Origin of the sequence: uncultured Polaribacter sp. (assembly GCF_947501385.1) — a bacterium.
Lineage (GTDB): Bacteria > Bacteroidota > Bacteroidia > Flavobacteriales > Flavobacteriaceae > Polaribacter.
The window spans coordinates 33,580-52,230 of the sequence record NZ_CANMVP010000022.1; the positions used below are offsets into that span (position 1 = coordinate 33,580).

Below are 18,651 nucleotides of genomic sequence, written 5' to 3' on the forward strand. Positions count from 1 at the left end.
TTAAAGATTTAAATGTTTTTTTGCCTTCTCTAAATCTTCAGGCGTATCGATACCTACAGCTTCTACGGCTGTCTCTACCATTTTTATTTTTTTACCAATTTCTTGATATCTAATCGCTTCAATTTTTTCTGAGGCTTCTAAAGGTGTCATGGGTGTTTTGTAAAAGTCTAACAAAGCCTGTTTTCTAAACGCATAGACACCTTTGTGTTTGTAATATTTTACATGAATATTTTGATCTCTATGATACGGAATAACACTTCTAGAAAAATAAATTGCCAAATTGTCTACATCTGTAATTACTTTTACATTATTCGGATTCTCTATATCTTCTTTATTAGTAATTTCTACTTTTAAGGAAGCCAAATCTATTCGTTTGTAGGTATCTTGTTTAAAGACGTCTATAAGTTTAGAAAGCGAAACTTTATCTATAAAAGGTTCATCTCCTTGAACGTTTATCACAATATCTGTATCAATATTTTCTACAGCTTCTGCAATTCTATCAGAACCACATTCGTGTTTCTTAGTACTCATAATGACTTTTCCCCCAGCATTCGAAATATTTTCTTTGATAATTTCTGAATCTGTTACTACATAAACTTCATCAAAAAGGTTTGTATTTAATGCCGCTTCATACGTTCTTAGAATGACTGTTTTACCTCCTAAATCTTTCATTAATTTCCCTGGAAAACGAGATGCACTATAGCGTGCAGGGATCATTGCAATAATTATCATAAACCTGTTGTATATGCATCAAAGATAATATTTAAATGGATAGCGTTAATATTTTCACAAATTTTTTATAACTTTGAACGAACAAAAAAAATAAATTATCATGAGAAGTATTTTGTGGCTTGTAGCCGTAGTTTGTATTATTATTTGGGCTTTAGGATTTTTAGGAGTTGTTCCTGGAATTGCGACTGGTAATTTAATTCACATATTATTGGTGATTGCAATAGTAGTTATATTGTATAATATAATATCTGGTAGAAAAGCTTTATAAGGAATTACGGAACCGAGTTTTTTTTAACTCGGTTCTTTTTTTTTCAGTTCTTTTTTTAACTTAGCTTTTATCATAATAAAATACTGAAAAGAGAAATATCTTTAAGAATTATTATTTCTTTAAGATAAAAAATGCTATTCTTTTTCTAAATTTGTTTAACAATTAACTATAAATAATAAACAAAATGTCATCAAGTAAAATTATCATAAAAAATGCAGTATTAATTACACTTTTAATTGGAGGTTACTTCTTCTTATGTAAACTCTTGGGGCTTGAAGAAAATCCATATTTAAGATTTTTGAATTTAGGTTTTGTTTTATTCGGAATTTATTTATCAATCAAGGAAAGTGTTACTAAAAATCATGAAAAACAATACATTACAAATTTAGGAATAGGTATTAGAACTTCTGCTTTAGCCGTTTTTCTATCTATTATTGGAGTTGTGATTTACATTAAATTTATAAATCCAGAATTTATAACTGTTATGAATAATTCTTTCTTGATAGGTGGAAACTTATCGCTGTCAGAAATTGTAATTACGTTAGTTATCGAAGGAATGGCATCTTCATTTATCGGTGCATTCATCATTATGCAATTTTATAAAAATCCTGATAAGTTAGAATCTGCAAAATAAAAAAACTCCCAAATGGGAGTTTTTTTTATAGAATTTTTTTAAATTATTGTTTATTTAAAGCTTCATCACTTGATAATAATGCGAAAAATTTATCTAAATTAGGAAGAATTACAATTCTAGTTCTTCTATTTTTCGCTCTATTTTCACTAGATGTGTTTTCTGCCAATGGCAATGAAGAACCTCTACCAGAAGCAATCAATCTACTTCCTTCGATATTGTATTTGTTTTCTAAAAGTCTAACAATAGAAGTGGCTCTTTTTACGCTCAAATCCCAATTATCCTCTAAAACAGCAGTATGTATGGTTCTAGAATCTGTATGCCCTTCAATCATTACATCCATACTTGGTTCAGATTTTATAATTTCAGACAATCTTTCAAGCAAATTATAAGCCCCTCTTTTAACACGGTAACTTGCCGTATTAAATAATAATTTATCAGAAACTGAAATCATCACCACAGTTTGATCGATGTCAATATTAATATCATCAGAATCTTTTAGGTCTAAGGTATTGACAGATTTTTTTAAATTGTAGGAAACAGCAAGATTTAACGAATCTTTTAATGTTTTAGCTTTGGCTAAAAGAATTGGATCTACTTTTACCAGCGTTTCATTCATACGTTCTCTTGTTTTATTAGAAATCACGGCAACGTTGCCAATCATATCTAACTTCATGTCGTTCTCGTCTTTTAAAGAGACATTATCACTTTTAAGAGCGTTAATTTTCTCATTATAGTTATCAACTCTTTTTTCAATTTTTGCAAATTTTGCTTCTAACGCTTCTTTCTCTAAAACTGTTTTTTGAAGATTTCCACGAGTATTATTGTATTTTTGTTCTAATTCAAGGTACTTTTTCTTCGAAACACAAGAAGTTACCGTTAGAAAAACAATTGCAAATGGTAAGATTACTTTTTTCATTTTTTAGGGTTTTATAGTTACAAATAAAACGTAAAAAATAGTAATGTAGTATGTATTTATTTTTTGCTAACATTTATTGGAAAAAAATTAACCCTAAAAACAAAAAAAAAACCATAAGGGAGATTTCTTATGATTTTTAATAAAATGTATTAAAAAAAATTATTTCAATGAATTCAAACTCCCAATAATCGTTTCAATCTTCGCCAAAGTATCTGCTTCTTTTTTACGCTCTAATGCTAATACTTTTTCTGGGGCATTAGATACAAAACGCTCATTAGATAATTTCTTTTGAATACCAACTAAAAAACCTTGCGCTCTTAAAAGCTCTCCAGATAATTGCTCAATTTCTGCTTCAACATCTATATCTTCAATAGAAATTGGTACAAAATATTCATTTGATTTTACTCGAAATGATGCACCTTCTACTTTTTCTGAAACAATTTTTATTGTTGATGTATTTGTTAATTTTTGAATAACTGAATCAAATTCTTTTAAGCTTTTATCATTGTCAATTACAAATAATTCTACTTCGTCTTTAAAAGAGATGTTTTTATCTTTTCGAATGGTTCTAATTCCTGAAACTACACCTGTTGCAACTTCAAAATTTGATATAATTTTTGAATCAAATGCTGTAATTGCTGGATATTTCGCAATAATTAAAGCTTCTTCGGGAGTTCTATCTGCTATATATTGCCAAATTTCTTCGGTTAAAAATGGCATAAATGGATGTAGCACTTTTAAATTATTTTCTAAAACTTCTAAAACAGCGTCAAATGTCTTTTTATCAATGGGCTGTTGATATGCAGGTTTTACAATTTCTAATAACCATGAAGAAAAATCGTCATTGATCAATTTATAGATGGCCATTAAAGCATCAGATAAACGGTATTTAGAAAAATGATCTTCTATTTCTGCCAACGTTTTTTGAAACTTCGCTGCATACCATTCTAAACCTATTTTTGCTGTTGCTGGCTGCTCTAAAGTAGCATCAACTTCCCAACCTTTTATCAAACGGAAAGCATTCCAAATTTTATTTGCAAATCCTTTTCCTTGCTGGCATAAATCTTCGTCAAACATTAAATCGTTTCCAGCAGCAGAACTTAGCAATAATCCTACTCTTACGCCATCTGCACCATATGCTTCAATGAGTTTTAATGCGTCTGGAGAATTTCCTAAAGATTTAGACATTTTACGTCTTTGCTTGTCTCTAACCAAACCTGTTAAATACACATTCTGAAATGGTTTTTCACCTTTGTATTCATAGCCAGCAATAATCATTCTAGCCACCCAAAAGAATAAAATATCGGGTCCTGTTACCAAATCATTGGTTGGGTAATAGTATTTAATTTCTTCGTTTTCTGGATTTCTTATGCCGTCAAAAACAGACATTGGCCATAACCAAGAGGAAAACCAGGTATCAAGTGCATCTTCATCTTGACGTAAATCTTCTATTTTGAATTCGGCTAATTTAGATTTAAAATTCGCTTTTTCTTTTAAAATTTCAAAAGCGGCTTCTCTACTCTCTGCAACCACAAAGTCTTCTTTTCCGTCTCCGTAGAAATACGCAGGAATTTGCTGTCCCCACCAAAGTTGACGGGAAATGTTCCAATCGCGAATGTTTCCTAACCAATGACGATAGGTATTTTCAAATTTCTTTGGATACAAGTTGATTTCTGGATTGTCTCCTAAAACAGCTTCCATAGCAGGTTTTACCAAATCTTCCATCTTTAAAAACCATTGATCTGACAATTTGGGTTCTATCACAGCTTTGGTTCTTTCTGAAGTTCCTACTTTATTGGTATGAACTTCCGTTTTTACTAAAAAGCCTTTTTCTTCTAGTTCTTTGGAAATTTCTTTACGAACTACAAACCTGTCTTTTCCTTGATAATGCAATCCGAAGGAATTTAAAGAAGCATCATCATTAAAAATATCGATGACTTCTAATTTGTGCTTGTCTCCTAAGTTTTTATCATTTTCATCATGTGCTGGTGTAACTTTTAAACAACCTGTACCAAATTCAACATCTACATATGCATCTTCAATAATTGGAATAATTCTTCCACAAAGTGGCACAATAGCTTTCCTTCCTTTTAAATGCATAAAACGGGCATCATTTGGATTGATACAAATGGCTGTATCCCCAAAAATAGTTTCTGGTCTTGTGGTGGCTATCGTTAAAAACTCAGCCTCCCCTAATCCCTCCGAAGGAGGGGAACTCTCACTGTTATGCTGAACGTCTTCCTCAATTCCCCCTTCGGGGGTTAGGGGGCTTATTTTGTATTTTAAATAGTATAAATTCCCTTGTCTTTCTTCATGAATTACCTCTTCATCAGACAATGTTGTTTTTGCTTCAGGATCCCAATTTACCATTCTGTAACCTCGATAAATTAAACCTTTGTTATATAAATCAACAAAAACCTTAATCACAGATTCAGACATTTCTGGATCCATGGTAAAAGCAGTTCGTTCCCAATCACAAGAGGCGCCTAACTTTTTTAATTGCTCTAAAATTTTTCCTCCATATTCATCTTTCCAGTCAAAAGCGTGTTGTAAAAATTCTTCTCTTGTCAAGTCGTTTTTACTAATTCCCTGCTCTTTTAACTTTGCCACAACTTTTGCTTCTGTAGCAATAGATGCATGATCTGTTCCTGGAACCCAACAGGCATTTTTACCCAACAAACGTGCACGCCTAATTAGTACATCTTGAATGGTATTATTCAACATGTGCCCCATGTGTAATACTCCTGTTACATTTGGTGGTGGAATTACAATTGTATAGGGCTCTCTTTCATCTGGTGTTGAATGAAAATAATTATGTTGAATCCAATAGTCATACCATTTGTCTTCTACTTTGCTTGCATCATATTTAGATGGAATTGTCATACTTTGGAATAGTTTTTGAAATATCGTTCGCAAAAATACAAAACTCTAATTTGTAGAAGAAAATTAGTCGTTGATTTTTTAAAACAAATTATTAGTCTTAATTTTACATTCTAAAATATTAGTTATGAAAGCTTTCGGATCATTTTTAGTTATTTTTTTAATTACTTTTTCTTTACATGCACAAGAATTTAAATTTGAAAAAGAAACCATCGATTATGGAAAAATAGTAAAAGGTTCTAATGGTGAACGAACTTTTGTTTTTACAAATATTGGTGATGCACCTTTGATTATTAAAAACATACAATCTTCTTGTGGGTGTACAGTACCAGAAAAACCAGAAAAACCAATTATGCCTGGTGAAAAAGGAGAAATAAAGGTTTCTTATGACACCAAAAGACCAGGAGGCTTTTCTAAACAAATTACTATTTTTTCGAACGCAAAAACACCTAGAAAAGCATTAAAGATTAAAGGTTTTATTTCCAATAGTATTTCTTTGGAAAAAGAAAAAAGCATGCTTTCCGATAGTTAAATTTTCTTTTCTAAGCGAAACTGAAAAGTCTTAGAGATACCTTCTCTTAATATTGAGAACCTTATTCTATTATTTTCTTTTTCTTGAAGTTTATGTATAATATCGTTTAAACTATACGAATGCGCAGGTTTTCGGTTTATGCTTATAATTACATCTCCTGCTTTTAAGCCTGCTCTATCTCCAGCCGAATTTTTAACGACTGCTTTAATTATATAAGAGGGTTTAAATTTATAGGAAAAATTTGTAACAAAAGAAATTGTATTATTACTATCTACTTGGTTGTTGTAAGAATCTCTAGAGATCTTGGTAACTTCTTCCTTTACCAATTTCTTGCCATTATAAATAATATCTAAACCGCTCATATTGTAATTAAAACCTTTTTTAAAAGAACCATTTTTTTTAAGCATAATTTGCCTATTTGAGTAATCTAACCAAACGATAAATCTTTTTAAAACATTACCTCCTATACTCCCATTTCTATCTTTAAATTTTCTCGCATTTACAGTAGATGTTGTGTCTAAAAAAGAAACTGTTGGATGCTCAATTTCAAAATTTCCTAATTTTAACTTAGGAATTCTACTTCTGTTCCCATAAATGGGCCCACTTAATCCTTCTCCTAAAATATCATTAAAATATCTTATAGGAGTTTGTATTTCTTCTTTAGAATCTTCGAAAAGCCAAATAGCATCACTTCCGCCAGAATCTACTAGCATTTTTACTTTTGTTAATTTATTACCAATAGTGTCTAACTGTACATTTATAGTTACAAATGGCTTTTTTCGATAAAACTGAATGGGTAAAACCTCGCATTTCCTACATTTTTTATACGTATATTTTGCAAGATTATAAAAATCTATTTTTTTTCGCTTATAATTAATTTTAACTATAAAATTTTTAAACAGATTATAACCAATAATTCCGTGAATTGTGGTTCCCATTCTACTAGATAAATCAAAGAAATCTTTTAGAATTACATAAACAGATTCATTATAGCCCACCAAGCCATTTATTTTCATTTTATTATTTTTAGATAGAATGGCATCTACAGGTTCGCCATCTCCAAGACCTCTTAAAAATATTTTTTCAGGATTTAGAAGACCAATACTATCATTTTCAGAAAGATTAAAAATAATTGTTTTGCTTACACCAGTATCTAAAATAAAAGATAATTTTCGACCATTAATTTCAACTGGTATTACAATTAAGTTATTTATCAACTTAAAAGAAAGTCTTTGTTTTATCTTAGATTTATCTTGAAAACGAAATCCGTTTTGAGAATGTATATTTGCTATTATGCAAAAAAACAGTATTAAAAAGAGGTGTTTTTTTATATTCAAGTGTGTATATTTTCTGTTATTTATAAAAATACAATATATGATTTTTAAAAATTAGCTTTTAGGAAAAATTTAACCTTTAAACTTTCAATAATAAAATGCATCATATAAAATATATTTTGCAAATTTGCATAGATAAATTTTAGAAAAAAATAATATGCCTTCAATATCTAGAAAAGGAATACAAATGCCAGAATCTCCAATTAGAAAATTGGTGCCATATGCAGAAGATGCTAAAAAAAGAGGAGTGAAAGTTTTTCATTTAAATATCGGTCAGCCAGATATTAAAACGCCACAAGTAGCCTTAGATGCGGTTAAAAACAATACCATAGAAACACTTTCTTATGCACGTTCTGAAGGTTCTGAAGCATATAGAACCAAATTGGCAAAATATTACGTAAACAATAACATTCCTGTAATCGCAGATAATATTGTAGTAACTACAGGTGGTTCTGAAGCGTTGCTTTTTACAATTGGTAGTATTACAGATCCTGGTGATGAAATTATAATTCCAGAACCTTTTTATGCAAACTACAATGGTTTCTCTACGGCTTCTGGTGTAAAAGTGGTTCCTGTAATTTCTAAGATTGAAGACAATTTTGCCTTACCAAAAATTGAAGATTTTGAAAATTTAATCACCTCTAAAACCAAAGCAATTTTAATATGTAACCCTGGAAATCCAACGGGTTATTTATATTCTGAAGAAGAAATTGAAAAATTAAAAAAGATTGTTCTAAAACACGATTTATTTTTAATTGCAGATGAAGTTTATAGAGAATTTGCGTATGATGGCTTAAAACACACCTCTGTTTTATCTTTAGAAGGTTTAGAAGAAAATGCTATTGTTATCGATTCCGTTTCTAAACGTTACAGTATGTGTGGCGCTAGAATTGGTTGTATTGTTTCTAAAAATAATAATTTTATAAAAACAGCTATTAAATTTGCACAAGCAAGATTAAGTCCACCAACCTATGCCTTAATTGCTAGTGAAGCTGCTTTAGATACGCCACAATCTTATTTCGATGATGTTATTAAAGAGTATGTGGCTAGAAGAAATACGTTGATTAGCGAGTTAAAAAAAATAGATGGTGTAAAAGTTGCGAATCCGAAAGGTGCTTTTTACTGCGTAGCAGAATTGCCAGTTAAAGATTCAGATAATTTTGCACAGTGGATGTTAGAAAGTTTCGCTCACAACAACGAAACGGTCATGGTTGCTCCCGCTAGCGGATTTTACTCGACGCCAGGTGAAGGTAAAAATCAAGTAAGAATTGCGTATGTTTTAAATAAAAATGATTTAAAACGTTCTGTAGCAATTTTAGCAGCAGCTTTAAAACAATACCCTAATTAGTTGACTATTCAACAAAACATATCATTAAAAAACTACAATACGTTTGGTATTTCTGTAAATGCCAAACGCTTTGTTGCTGTTACTTCTGTTTACGAACTACAACAACTTTTAAAAGTAGAAAAAGACTTGTTTTTGCTTTCTGGTGGAAGTAATATGTTATTGACAAAAAATATTGAAAAATTGGTGGTTCACTTAGATATCAAAGGAATTTCAATTGATAGAGAAGATGCTAATTTTGCTTATTTAACAGTAAATGCTGGCGAAGATTGGCACGAATTTGTGTTGTATTGTATTTCTCAAAATTATGGCGGAATTGAAAATTTATCTCTAATCCCTGGCAATGTTGGCACTTGTCCTATCCAAAATATTGGCGCTTATGGCGTTGAAGTAAAAGATACCATTACCAAAGTGGAAGGTCTGGATATTGAAACCGAACAATTGATGTCTTTTTCTAATGAAGCGTGTAACTTCGGATATCGAAATTCTATTTTTAAAAATTCACACAAAGGAAAAATTATTTTAACTTCTGTTGGTTTTAAATTGACAAAAAAAGACCACAAATTAAATACTACTTACGGAGCAATTGAAACTGAATTAACTTCAAAAAACATTCAAAAACCAAGTTTAAAAGATGTTTCTGATGCAGTTATTGCCATCAGAAAATCGAAACTTCCAGATCCAAAAGAAATAGGAAATAGTGGTAGCTTTTTTAAGAACCCAGTAATTTCTGAAACTCAATTTTTAGAGCTTCAGAAAGAATTTCCAAAGATACCAAGCTATAAAATTTCTGATACTGAAATAAAAGTACCTGCAGGTTGGCTGATAGAGCAAAGTGGTTTTAAAGGAAAAAGGTTTGGCGATGCTGGCGTGCATGAAAAACAAGCGCTGGTTCTTGTAAATTACGGAAATGCTTCTGGTGAAGAAATTTATCAATTGGCACAAAAAATTCAAAAAACAGTTTTCAATAAATTTGGTATTTCTTTGGAAATTGAAGTGAATATAATTCAATAAAAAAGCCTCATCAAAATAAATGATGAGACTTCTCAAAACCAACCCCAAATTTTATTTATTCTTTTTTTAATGTTTTAATATCTGCAATTAACTGCAACACAGAGATTTTATTTAAGCCATTATAAATACCTCTAATGTGTTTGTTTTTATCTATTAAAATAAAATTTTCTGTATGAAGAAAATCATCTAAACTTTTTGGTTCTCCTAAATTTTCTTCTACAAAATAAGCGTTTCTACCTAAATCATAAATTTCTTTTTTATCAGCAGTAACTAAATGCCAATTCTTTAGAATATTTTTATCTAAAGCATATTTTTTAAGTTGGGCAACAGAATCTATTGTAGGTGTAACTGAATGTGAAAGCAATAAAACTTCATCGTCATTTATAAATGCTTGCTGAACCAAATCCATATTCGTGGTCATTTTTGGGCAAATTCCAGGGCAAGTTGTAAAGAAAAAATCAGTTACGTAAATTTTATTCTCAAAAGTTTTATGAGAAATTGTTTCACCATTTTGATTTGTTAAATTAAAATCTGGTATTTTATGGAATGACTTGAGTTTATCATTTTTTGGAGCAATCCAATGTGGTGTAAAACTAGCTTCGTTATAAAAAGGAAGCACATCTACTCTACTTTCATTTTTTTGCGATTCTTTACATGCAATCCAACTCATTACTGATAAGAAAAGGATCATTTTATTTTTCATATTTTATATTTTCATCTTCCAAACCATAACAAAGAGCTGTCTTTTTAAGTCCAAAAATTCTACCTTCTTTGGCTTCGTAATTGGCATATAAAGCGCCATTTTTTCTATATGCTTGTTGTAATCCTTCTTCCTTTCCTTGGCTTAAATTCAGTTTTTTATAAAATTCTCCAGTAGCATACCATTTCTTTTGCTCTCCGTGAGCTTTCCCTTCTCTATAATTTAATTGTGCAATTAAATTGTGTGAAGGGTCTGAAGACCATATTTTTTTTTCTCCATGTAATTTCCCTTGATGATAATTGGTTACATTTTTTAAATGACCATCTGAAAACCATTGAATAGCTTTGTTTTGTTTTTTTCCGTTTAAGATTCCGAATTTTTCTTTTAATGAATCTTCTTTATAGTAACTCAAAGCAAAGCCTGAAAAGGGTTCATTATTTAGAGTCCATAATGATATTTTATGATTGTATTTTAAAGCAGATTTTAAAATTTCTACTTTTGGTACTTCAAAAGTTTTCTCAATTTTATTACTGTGAGATAACTTCTCGGTTTGTTTGTTACAACTTATAAATAGAACGGTTAAAAACAATAATGTCCAAAATTTTAGTTTCATCTTAAATGTTTTAGCTCTTTAACTCGTTTTTAGAAAAAACCACTTAAATTAAAAAAATAAAAGTGGTAATTTCCTTTATGCTATGTTTTGTTTATGTTACAAAATACTATTAGGAGTTCCTTGTAAATCTACGGCAAAAAGTGCAATTATAGAACCTAAATAAAATTCATTAATAATATGATAGTGGTAAAATTCTTTACCATCACTATGTTGGGTAGATGAAGTATGAGCACCAGAAACATCTAAATCTGTTGGGTAATTTCCTGTTGAATTACATTTTCTACCATAGATTAAAAAACCGTCAGCCATAATACCCACCAATTTCTCATCATTATGAGAAAGCACTGTATTATTCTCTGGAACATCATAAGATTCTATATGATAATGATAGCCACTTGGTCCATTATGAGCTCCAGCATAATCAAACGTTTCGACTATTTGTTCTTCTATTGGGCGATTATCACCTTCTGTATCATTAAAAATAGGAACTCCTGTTACAGAAATACCAATTGGACCTAATCCTGTAGCTGTGCTTGAAGAAGCTATTTCTGGGGCAGCAGAAACAGTAACTGTTAAACTACGATTTCCAATACGACCTGGCGTTTGAGCAAGCGCCACAACAGGATCAATATGTAATGGATGTGTTTCCTCCCAATACGGAGAGGTATGATTAGGCTGTCCGTTTGTTTCAATGGTAATCTGGTCACCATCAAATGAAATAGTTACTGCATCAGGATTAAATTCATCAAATGCAGATACAGGTGTACTGATTTCAGTAGTTGTTGTAATGGTTTCATCTTCTTTACTGCAAGAAAATAATACGAATGAACTGAATGCTATAAAAGCTAATTTTTTGAAATTCATAATTGCTATTGAGATTAATTTTATATTTAGATGTATTTTTAATTAAATACTTGCGCCAGAGTATGTCTTTTTTTAAAAAAACTTCGCAATTTCTCACGAAGCTTTTCAACAATCAAACTCAAACTATTATTTTAAGTAATTTTCTACCGCTGTTTTTCTTGAGGAAACATGTGTTTTCAATTGACTAACAGCTGTTTGAAATTCTGAACTGTTATTCAAAAAGGTATAACCAGAAATTTCTGAAGTTGCAAAAGGTTCTAATAAAGAAGCGTAAGATGTATATAAAGCTTGTAAGGTAGTTTCATTGAAAGCCCCTTCAATTACTTCCTTTAAATAGGTCTCGTATTTTGCATTATACAGCTCATCTTGATATAAATATCCAATTAATGGCCATTCAGCAGCATTTAATCCGGAGAAATCTAAAGGTAAAGAACCTTCCCTTTTACCTTCTTGCAACGCTTCGTTATGGTCCCAAGGAATCCAAATTAATTTACTGGTATCTGGATTATTATATAAAAAATAGTTGTGCGTCATCCTTCCATAGGTGTCCCAATTTTGAACAATTGTGTTTACAGCTAAATATTTTAAAAATACATCAGTATCTAAAACCGCCTCTAAATTTGTTCTCCAAGTTGTTGGATCGGTTGTTCTTGTTGCATCGTGTAAAACTGATAGTAAATTAGAAACGTCTGTAAAATCTGCATCATCTTCATTTGTTTTCTTTACATACTCGTCTTCATCAAAAGTGCCTGCAGCAAAAGAGGCCGCATCTCCGTCTGGCTTGTATAAATTACCCCCATCATCAGAAAATTGTGTATCTAAAACGGTGTCATCTACTTCTTCTACTAAAGTATACACGCCAAAATATTTTGGCCCTTCTCCATGATCTACATAAAGCGTATAAAAAGCGGTATGAGAAGCAACCAAACCTGCGTTTCTAAAAACATCTGTTGCCACTTTTTCTCGTAGCATAGATTTGTCATCATAGTTATTTTTAAGACTTAACTTTTTAAAACCATAAAAACGCTGATTTTTTATTTGCGGATAATCATCTTCAAATTCATCGAAATCTAATTTGAATGATAATTTTAGAATGCCATTTCTCCAACTAGATTGTAAGCTTGAATTTCCTTTAAAACGCAAACCAACTCTATACCATTCTTTGCCTTCGTAAAATACTTCTCCTGGTACAAAAATTGGATTCTCATCAGTTTCTACCAAACCTTGATTTCCTCCAGTAGCACCAAAAGTACCATAGGTTGCAGTCATATCATCTAACATACTTTGCCAACGGGCTGCTGTAATTACAAAATCGAGTCTTTTTACAGTATTGTCTTTAAAAACCTCCTCAAAATTGGGGGCTACATCTTTCGTATGTGTTTCTGTAGTCCAATCTGTGGCAATAAAATCTGTGTCATCTATCACAATTTCTTCTTCCTCTTCGAGCACTTCATTAATAGTATCTTCTTTTGAACATGCAACTATACTACATACTAAAAGTGTAAACAATAATATTGTTTTTAAATCTTTCATAAAGTTTATTTTAAGTTGATTGTAATTCTTTTTAGTTTCTTGGTCTTTCTTTTCTTTCTGGTTTTGGTGCGTTTTTCAATTCTTTTTTGGTGATAAAACCATCTTCATCGGTATCTATTTTTTTAAAATCTTTTTTTAAACGACCTTTCGCTTCTTTTAACGAAATTTTATTATCTTCATTTGTATCTAAGTCTTTAAATATTTGTTTTACAGAGGGTGGTCCTTTTGGTCTTTCTTCATTAGTATCTTCTTGGGCAAAAGCTGTTGTAGACATCATTAAAATGAGTACGAAAGCTCCAATAATTTTACTAGCTAATTTTTTCATGTTTAAATATTTTTAAGTTTATAAAAGTTTAGATGCTGACTGTTTTTTTTACTTGCGTTCGTTAACTTTACTTTAACAAAAAAGCCTTATTAACGCATTAATAAAGCTTTTTTATAGATGCTCTCAAATCTATATTTTTGAATAATATTTTTTTAAGAATTTCTAGATAATCTTTTTATATTTAAAATAGGACTTTTAAAATTATCTTGGTGGTGGTCTTCCTTCTTCACCTCTTGGAGGACGATTTTCACCATTTCTTCTCGGTGGTTTTCTTTCTCCTCCTCTTAGTGCTTTTTTAATAATTTTATCAAAAACTTCTACTTGTTCAGGAGTACATAATTTTCTTACTTCACTAAAAAAACGAAATACCTCTGCCTCTTTCTTTCCTTCTAAGGCACCTATTTTAGTAGTTAAAGAATCTGTATTAAAATTTGTTTTAGAAAAAGAATTGAATAAAAGATCTTTTTGAAGCTGTACTTCTTTATCAACACTCATCATAAAGTCTCTGCGAGTACGATCTAATTCTTTGAATTTTTCTTTTTGAGCATCAGAAAAATTCAATTGTTCTGATAAGAAATTTCTTTGTGGATATTCTTGCTTTCTTTCATGTGGTTTATCAATCAACATAAAAATTAAGAACCCATTGAGTAATACTAACAAAATTAGTAATGTTGGTAATAATTTTGATTTCATCATCTTTAATTTAAAATAGAATTACTGGTAGGTTGTAAAGCGTATTCCTGCGCAAAAGTATCTATAGCTGTATTAGTACTTTCTACTGAAGTATACGCATAAAAAATAGCCGTTGTATTTAATATTAAAATAAAACCCAAAGTTGCTAATTGTAACTGCGGAGTAAACCATGAAAATACAGACTGCTTTGCTACTTTCTCAGCTTCTATTTTCTTTAAAACCTTGTGCTTAAAAAAAGAATTCACTGCTACTTTTTCGATAGTTTCTAATACTTGAAACGTGTTAGATACTTGTTTTTGTATATGTTCTTTATTTTTCATTTCTGTTTGTTGCTAACAAATAATTGATAATTATTTAGATGCTATAAAGTCTAAAAACTTGCAAAAGTTAACTTTTTTTTGAAAATAATTTTTATGTTATCTCTAAACTTCATTACTAAAAATCAATATATATGGCTATTTAAAATTTTTCATTTTTATAAAAAAGCTCTAATTTATGCTGCAATCCTTTCTTTGCTCTAAACATTATAGACTCTACAGATGACAAACTTTTACCCGTAATTTCTACAATTTCTTGGTAGCTTTTACCGTCAATTTTTGCCAACGTAAAAATAACTCTTTGGCTTTCTGGCAAAGTATTAATGGCTCTAAAAATAATTTCAGATTTTTCTTTATTTTCTAATAAAACACCTGGATGATTTACTTCTGTAAAATAGCTGGTTTTATCTAATGGAATTTCGTTTCCTAAAATAGTTTGCATAAAAGCAAAACGCTTTTTCGTGTTTTTTCTTCGGATGAACTCTAAGCACTTATTAGTAGCAATTTTATAAATCCAGGTAGAGAGTTTGGCATCTCCTTTAAATTTAGAAATGGATTTAAAAACCTCTAAAAAAACTTCTTGCGCAACATCTTCTGCATCTTCTTTGTTCGGAATAAAAGAAATGCATGTGCCAAAAACCTTCTGCTGATAATCATCTAGAAGTTGACTAAAAGCGGCTTGGTTTCCCAGCCGTAATTTGTTTATAAAGTTTTCTTCGTTCAACAATTTAGTCTTTCTAAAAAAGTAAACATACAAAAATTGTGAATAATTAAAAGAAAAGCAGAGAGATTTTATATCTTTGCAAAAGAATTAGACATTATGAAATTATTACTTTTAACATTCGCTTTGCTAGGAATTGCTATTGCAGGAATTGCTATTAAAATTTGGGCCAAAAAAGATGGTAAATTTGCTGGAACTTGTGCAAGCCAAAACCCAATGTTAAATCAAGAAGGTGAAACTTGTGGTTTTTGTGGAAAAACAGCAGACCAATTTGAAGATTGCGCTGAACCACAACATAATTAATCTTTTTTTATTTCGATGATAACCCCTGTGCTTTTCTACGCTTTTGTAGCTTTTGCAATCATTCAAATTATTTATTACCTCCTTTTTTCCACCTTTCTTTTTGATCATAAAAAACAGTTAAAACATTCTTTAGAGATTCCTATTTCTGTAATTATCTGTGCAAAAAATGAATCTGATAACCTACAACAATTTCTTCCCTCAATCTTAGAACAAGATTATAAAGATTTTGAAGTTGTTCTTATAAATGATGCTTCTTCAGATGAAACGCTTCAAATTATGAAGAATTTTAAAGAAAAATTTTCAAATATCAAAATTATTGATGTTGAAAACATTGAAGCTTTCTGGGGAAATAAAAAATACGCACTTACTTTAGGAATTAAAGCTGCCAAACACGAGCATTTACTATTTACAGATGCAGACTGCAAACCCGTTTCTAAGCATTGGATTTCTGAAATGAGTCAGTCTTTTTCTTCGGAAAAAACAATCGTTTTAGGCTATGGAAAATATCAGGAGAAGAAAAATTTTGTAAATCTATTTGTACGTTTCGAAACTTTACTAACGGCAATTCAATATTTTAATTACGCAAAATTAGGGGCGCCTTATATGGCGGTAGGTCGTAATTTGGCTTATACAAAATCTGAGTTTTTTAAAGTAAAAGGGTTTATAAATCACATTAAACTAAAATCTGGTGATGATGATTTATTTATACAAGAGACCGCAACTAAAGAGAATACAACTATGTGTATCTCAGAAAATAGTTTTACAAGTTCTTTAGCTCCAGAGACTTTTAAAGAGTGGTTTCGTCAAAAAAGAAGACATATTTCTACAGCCAAATATTATAAATTTCAACATCAATTATTCTTAGCCTTCTTTTTTATTTCTAAATTTTTCTTTCTTCTTTTAGGTGTTCTATTATTTCTCTTATGTTCTTGGAAAATCATACTACCAATTGTGCTCTCCTATTACATTGTACAATTTGTGGTGGTTGGTATATCAGCAAAAAAATTACAAGAACCACAAGTTATATATCTACTCCCTTTTTTAGAAATAGGTCTTTTATTATTTCAATTTAGTATATTTATCACTAATTTGATTTCAAAACCAAATCATTGGAAATAAACAATACCAAATTAGAAATTAGTATTTCAAAAGCTAAAAACGGAAGTCAATCTGCTTTTAGTTTTTTATTGGATGCTTTTTGGCAAGACGTTTATAACTATCAGTTAAAACGCACAAAGAGCGAAAATGATGCAGAAGATATTGCCATTCAAACATTCTCTAAAGCTTTCGATAAAATAAACACTTTTGATGAAAAATATAAGTTTAAAACTTGGCTAATTACTATTTCTAAGAATATTCATATAGATGAATTGCGGAAGAAAAAAAAATCACTTTCAGTAGAAACCTCTAAAGAACAAGAAGAAAAAGTCTATTTAGTGGTTGATGAAAATCCTACGCCAGAAGATAAAATTATTAGAGAACAAAATTTAGCGAAATTGCTGAAAGACATCAAACAATTAAAACCTAAATACCAAGAAATTATTCATTTACGTTATTTTCAAGAATTAAGCTATAAAGAAATTTCTGAGCACATTAAAGAACCTATGAACAACGTAAAAGTAAAATTATTACGTGCTAAAAAGTTGTTGGCAGCCATTATTAAAACTTCTTAAATAGTGAAAAAATCCTTCTTGCAATCTTTAGGACCCGGTTTGTTATTTGCAGGTGCAGCAATTGGTGTTTCACACTTGGTGCAATCTACAAGAGCTGGCGCAGAATTTGGTTTCGGATTAATTTGGGCCTTGCTATTGGTACATATTTTTAAATACCCTTTTTTTCAGTTTGGTCCACGGTATGCAGCAGCAACAGGAGAAACCCTGTTAGACGGTTATAGAAAATTGGGCAAAGGCGTTTTAGTAGCCTATTACATTTTGAATTTTGCAACCATGTTTACCATTCAAGCAGCGGTAACTATTGTAACTGCGGGTTTGGCATCACAACTTTTTGGTTTTACAGATGATTTGGTTGTATGGTCTACAATGTTATTGTTTATGAGCGTTCTTTTTTTAGTCATCGGGAAATATAAATTGCTAGATAATTTAATGAAATACATTATTGTTATTTTAACTATTAGCACAATTGCAGCAGTTTCCGTGGCATTATTTAGCACAAAAGAAGTTTTTGATGTTACACAAATTATTCCTTCAGGCGCAGTAGAACTCACTTTTTTAATTGCTTTTTTAGGTTGGATGCCTGCCCCTTTAGATGTATCTATTTGGCATTCTATTTGGTCTGTAGAGAAAGACAAAACTACTGTTGTTAAAACAAAAAGAACAGAAGCAATTTTTGATTTTAATATCGGGTACGTTAGTGCACTTTTTTTAGGAATCTGTTTTTTATTGTTAGGTGCTTTAGTGATGTATAAATCTGGTGAAGTATTTTCTAACAAAGGAGGTGATTTTGCGGGGCAACTAATTAGTTTGTATACGAAAAACCTAAGTGAGTATTCTTATCTACTTATTGCCATAGCAGCGTTTACCACCATGTTTAGTACAACCATTACTACGCTAGATGCTTCGCCAAGAGCGATGCATAGAACCTCTAAAATTTTATTTAAGAAATCTTTTAAATATGGGTATTGGTTTTGGATTCTTTTCTTATTTGCTGGTACTTTTCTAATCTTAAAATATTTTATGAACAATATGGGATTGTTGGTTAAGATTGCAACCATCTTATCTTTCTTAACAGCACCATTTTACGCCATTTTTAACTACAAGTTGATTACTGGAAAACATACGCCAAAAGAACATCAACCAAATATCTATTTAAAAATTTTAAGCATTGTAGGAATTGTCTTTTTAATAAGTTTTAGTATTTGGTTCTTGATGAATATATAAAATAATTGTTTATATTTATACTTTAAAATT

Annotated in this window: 21 protein-coding genes; 9 read left to right on the forward strand and 12 right to left on the reverse strand. The window is 30.4% G+C overall.

Annotated elements, in window-relative coordinates; genetic code table 11:
* Complete coding sequence (gene kdsB, locus Q0998_RS14210) at nucleotides 1-732, reverse strand: 3-deoxy-manno-octulosonate cytidylyltransferase (protein ID WP_299670883.1); 732 nt, start codon at nucleotides 730-732, stop codon at nucleotides 1-3.
* Nucleotides 733-832: 100 nt separating this feature from the next.
* On the opposite strand from kdsB, the gene Q0998_RS14215 reads away from it, so the two are divergent.
* Both Q0998_RS14215 and Q0998_RS14220 read left to right on the forward strand, forming a co-directional pair.
* Nucleotides 833-1,000, forward strand: coding sequence for a lmo0937 family membrane protein (locus tag Q0998_RS14215; protein WP_299670885.1), 168 nt, complete (start codon nucleotides 833-835; stop codon nucleotides 998-1,000).
* Nucleotides 1,001-1,184: 184 nt separating this feature from the next.
* A complete protein-coding gene (locus Q0998_RS14220) occupies nucleotides 1,185-1,634 on the forward strand; it encodes a hypothetical protein (RefSeq protein ID WP_299670887.1) in 450 nt (149 codons plus the stop codon).
* Nucleotides 1,635-1,677: 43 nt separating this feature from the next.
* Here Q0998_RS14220 and Q0998_RS14225 read toward each other — a convergent pair whose 3' ends face one another.
* Complete coding sequence (locus tag Q0998_RS14225; RefSeq protein WP_299670889.1) at nucleotides 1,678-2,550, reverse strand: OmpA family protein; 873 nt, start codon at nucleotides 2,548-2,550, stop codon at nucleotides 1,678-1,680.
* Between the two features lie 159 nt (nucleotides 2,551-2,709).
* Nucleotides 2,710-5,433 carry a valine--tRNA ligase gene (locus Q0998_RS14230; RefSeq protein WP_299670891.1) on the reverse strand — a complete coding sequence of 908 codons (2,724 nt, stop codon included), beginning with the start codon at nucleotides 5,431-5,433 and terminating at the stop codon, nucleotides 2,710-2,712.
* Nucleotides 5,434-5,557: 124 nt separating this feature from the next.
* On the opposite strand from Q0998_RS14230, the gene Q0998_RS14235 reads away from it, so the two are divergent.
* Nucleotides 5,558-5,962, forward strand: coding sequence for a DUF1573 domain-containing protein (locus Q0998_RS14235; RefSeq protein WP_299670893.1), 405 nt, complete (start codon nucleotides 5,558-5,560; stop codon nucleotides 5,960-5,962).
* On the opposite strand, the gene Q0998_RS14240 is transcribed toward Q0998_RS14235, so the two are convergent.
* Nucleotides 5,959-7,179, reverse strand: coding sequence for an aspartyl protease family protein (locus tag Q0998_RS14240; protein WP_299670895.1), 1,221 nt, complete (start codon nucleotides 7,177-7,179; stop codon nucleotides 5,959-5,961). The genes Q0998_RS14235 and Q0998_RS14240 overlap by 4 nt on opposite strands.
* A 274-nt stretch (nucleotides 7,180-7,453) precedes the next feature.
* Here Q0998_RS14240 and Q0998_RS14245 point away from each other — a divergent pair, with 274 nt between their 5' ends.
* Complete coding sequence (locus Q0998_RS14245; protein ID WP_299670897.1) at nucleotides 7,454-8,644, forward strand: pyridoxal phosphate-dependent aminotransferase; 1,191 nt, start codon at nucleotides 7,454-7,456, stop codon at nucleotides 8,642-8,644.
* Nucleotides 8,645-9,655 (forward strand): UDP-N-acetylmuramate dehydrogenase, encoded by a 1,011-nt coding sequence (gene murB, locus Q0998_RS14250; protein ID WP_299670899.1) that lies wholly within the window; start codon nucleotides 8,645-8,647, stop codon nucleotides 9,653-9,655.
* Between the two features lie 55 nt (nucleotides 9,656-9,710).
* On the opposite strand, the gene Q0998_RS14255 is transcribed toward murB, so the two are convergent.
* The 8 genes from Q0998_RS14255 to Q0998_RS14290 all read right to left on the reverse strand — a co-directional run bounded on the left by Q0998_RS14255 (nucleotide 9,711) and on the right by Q0998_RS14290 (nucleotide 15,424).
* On the reverse strand, nucleotides 9,711-10,358 hold the full coding sequence (locus tag Q0998_RS14255) for an SCO family protein (RefSeq protein ID WP_299670901.1): 648 nt from the start codon (nucleotides 10,356-10,358) through the stop codon (nucleotides 9,711-9,713).
* Nucleotides 10,348-10,968, reverse strand: coding sequence for a hypothetical protein (locus Q0998_RS14260; RefSeq protein ID WP_299670903.1), 621 nt, complete (start codon nucleotides 10,966-10,968; stop codon nucleotides 10,348-10,350). The genes Q0998_RS14255 and Q0998_RS14260 overlap by 11 nt, the downstream gene beginning before the upstream one ends.
* A 96-nt stretch (nucleotides 10,969-11,064) precedes the next feature.
* Entirely contained in the window at nucleotides 11,065-11,832 is a 768-nt protein-coding gene (locus tag Q0998_RS14265; protein ID WP_299670905.1) for a YHYH protein, read from the reverse strand.
* Nucleotides 11,833-11,958: 126 nt separating this feature from the next.
* Entirely contained in the window at nucleotides 11,959-13,365 is a 1,407-nt protein-coding gene (locus Q0998_RS14270; protein ID WP_299670907.1) for a CotH kinase family protein, read from the reverse strand.
* A 31-nt stretch (nucleotides 13,366-13,396) separates the two neighbouring features.
* Complete coding sequence (locus Q0998_RS14275) at nucleotides 13,397-13,690, reverse strand: EF-hand domain-containing protein (RefSeq protein WP_299670909.1); 294 nt, start codon at nucleotides 13,688-13,690, stop codon at nucleotides 13,397-13,399.
* A 201-nt stretch (nucleotides 13,691-13,891) separates the two neighbouring features.
* Complete coding sequence (locus tag Q0998_RS14280) at nucleotides 13,892-14,386, reverse strand: hypothetical protein (protein WP_299670911.1); 495 nt, start codon at nucleotides 14,384-14,386, stop codon at nucleotides 13,892-13,894.
* 2 nt (nucleotides 14,387-14,388) lie between these two features.
* Nucleotides 14,389-14,703, reverse strand: coding sequence for a hypothetical protein (locus Q0998_RS14285; protein ID WP_299670913.1), 315 nt, complete (start codon nucleotides 14,701-14,703; stop codon nucleotides 14,389-14,391).
* Nucleotides 14,704-14,842: 139 nt separating this feature from the next.
* Complete coding sequence (locus Q0998_RS14290) at nucleotides 14,843-15,424, reverse strand: RNA polymerase sigma factor (RefSeq protein ID WP_299670915.1); 582 nt, start codon at nucleotides 15,422-15,424, stop codon at nucleotides 14,843-14,845.
* A 96-nt stretch (nucleotides 15,425-15,520) separates the two neighbouring features.
* Between Q0998_RS14290 and Q0998_RS14295 the strand changes: the two genes are divergently transcribed.
* Genes Q0998_RS14295 through Q0998_RS14310 form a run of 4 tightly spaced genes read left to right on the forward strand, consistent with a single transcriptional unit; the run spans nucleotide 15,521 to nucleotide 18,621 of the window.
* Nucleotides 15,521-15,724, forward strand: coding sequence for a membrane or secreted protein (locus Q0998_RS14295; RefSeq protein ID WP_299670917.1), 204 nt, complete (start codon nucleotides 15,521-15,523; stop codon nucleotides 15,722-15,724).
* 15 nt (nucleotides 15,725-15,739) lie between these two features.
* Complete coding sequence (locus Q0998_RS14300) at nucleotides 15,740-16,843, forward strand: glycosyltransferase (protein ID WP_299670919.1); 1,104 nt, start codon at nucleotides 15,740-15,742, stop codon at nucleotides 16,841-16,843.
* Entirely contained in the window at nucleotides 16,834-17,397 is a 564-nt protein-coding gene (locus tag Q0998_RS14305) for a sigma-70 family RNA polymerase sigma factor (RefSeq protein WP_299670921.1), read from the forward strand. The genes Q0998_RS14300 and Q0998_RS14305 overlap by 10 nt, the downstream gene beginning before the upstream one ends.
* Before the next feature lie 3 nt (nucleotides 17,398-17,400).
* The gene (locus tag Q0998_RS14310) at nucleotides 17,401-18,621 is read left to right on the forward strand and encodes an Nramp family divalent metal transporter (protein ID WP_299670923.1); all 1,221 of its coding nucleotides are present in this window, start codon (nucleotides 17,401-17,403) and stop codon (nucleotides 18,619-18,621) included.
* Nucleotides 18,622-18,651 lie beyond the last annotated feature (30 nt).

Bases quoted from the DNA above. Each gene is read 5' to 3' on its own strand.
- kdsB (WP_299670883.1), bottom strand. From the start codon at position 732: ATGATAATTATTGCAATGATCCCTGCACGCTATAGTGCATCTCGTTTT.
- Q0998_RS14215 (WP_299670885.1), top strand. From the start codon at position 833: ATGAGAAGTATTTTGTGGCTTGTAGCCGTAGTTTGTATTATTATTTGG.
- Q0998_RS14220 (WP_299670887.1), top strand. From the start codon at position 1,185: ATGTCATCAAGTAAAATTATCATAAAAAATGCAGTATTAATTACACTT.
- Q0998_RS14225 (WP_299670889.1), bottom strand. From the start codon at position 2,550: ATGAAAAAAGTAATCTTACCATTTGCAATTGTTTTTCTAACGGTAACT.
- Q0998_RS14230 (WP_299670891.1), bottom strand. From the start codon at position 5,433: ATGACAATTCCATCTAAATATGATGCAAGCAAAGTAGAAGACAAATGG.
- Q0998_RS14235 (WP_299670893.1), top strand. From the start codon at position 5,558: ATGAAAGCTTTCGGATCATTTTTAGTTATTTTTTTAATTACTTTTTCT.
- Q0998_RS14245 (WP_299670897.1), top strand. From the start codon at position 7,454: ATGCCTTCAATATCTAGAAAAGGAATACAAATGCCAGAATCTCCAATT.
- Q0998_RS14255 (WP_299670901.1), bottom strand. From the start codon at position 10,358: ATGAAAAATAAAATGATCCTTTTCTTATCAGTAATGAGTTGGATTGCA.
- Q0998_RS14260 (WP_299670903.1), bottom strand. From the start codon at position 10,968: ATGAAACTAAAATTTTGGACATTATTGTTTTTAACCGTTCTATTTATA.
- Q0998_RS14265 (WP_299670905.1), bottom strand. From the start codon at position 11,832: ATGAATTTCAAAAAATTAGCTTTTATAGCATTCAGTTCATTCGTATTA.
- Q0998_RS14270 (WP_299670907.1), bottom strand. From the start codon at position 13,365: ATGAAAGATTTAAAAACAATATTATTGTTTACACTTTTAGTATGTAGT.
- Q0998_RS14275 (WP_299670909.1), bottom strand. From the start codon at position 13,690: ATGAAAAAATTAGCTAGTAAAATTATTGGAGCTTTCGTACTCATTTTA.
- Q0998_RS14280 (WP_299670911.1), bottom strand. From the start codon at position 14,386: ATGATGAAATCAAAATTATTACCAACATTACTAATTTTGTTAGTATTA.
- Q0998_RS14285 (WP_299670913.1), bottom strand. From the start codon at position 14,703: ATGAAAAATAAAGAACATATACAAAAACAAGTATCTAACACGTTTCAA.
- Q0998_RS14295 (WP_299670917.1), top strand. From the start codon at position 15,521: ATGAAATTATTACTTTTAACATTCGCTTTGCTAGGAATTGCTATTGCA.
- Q0998_RS14300 (WP_299670919.1), top strand. From the start codon at position 15,740: ATGATAACCCCTGTGCTTTTCTACGCTTTTGTAGCTTTTGCAATCATT.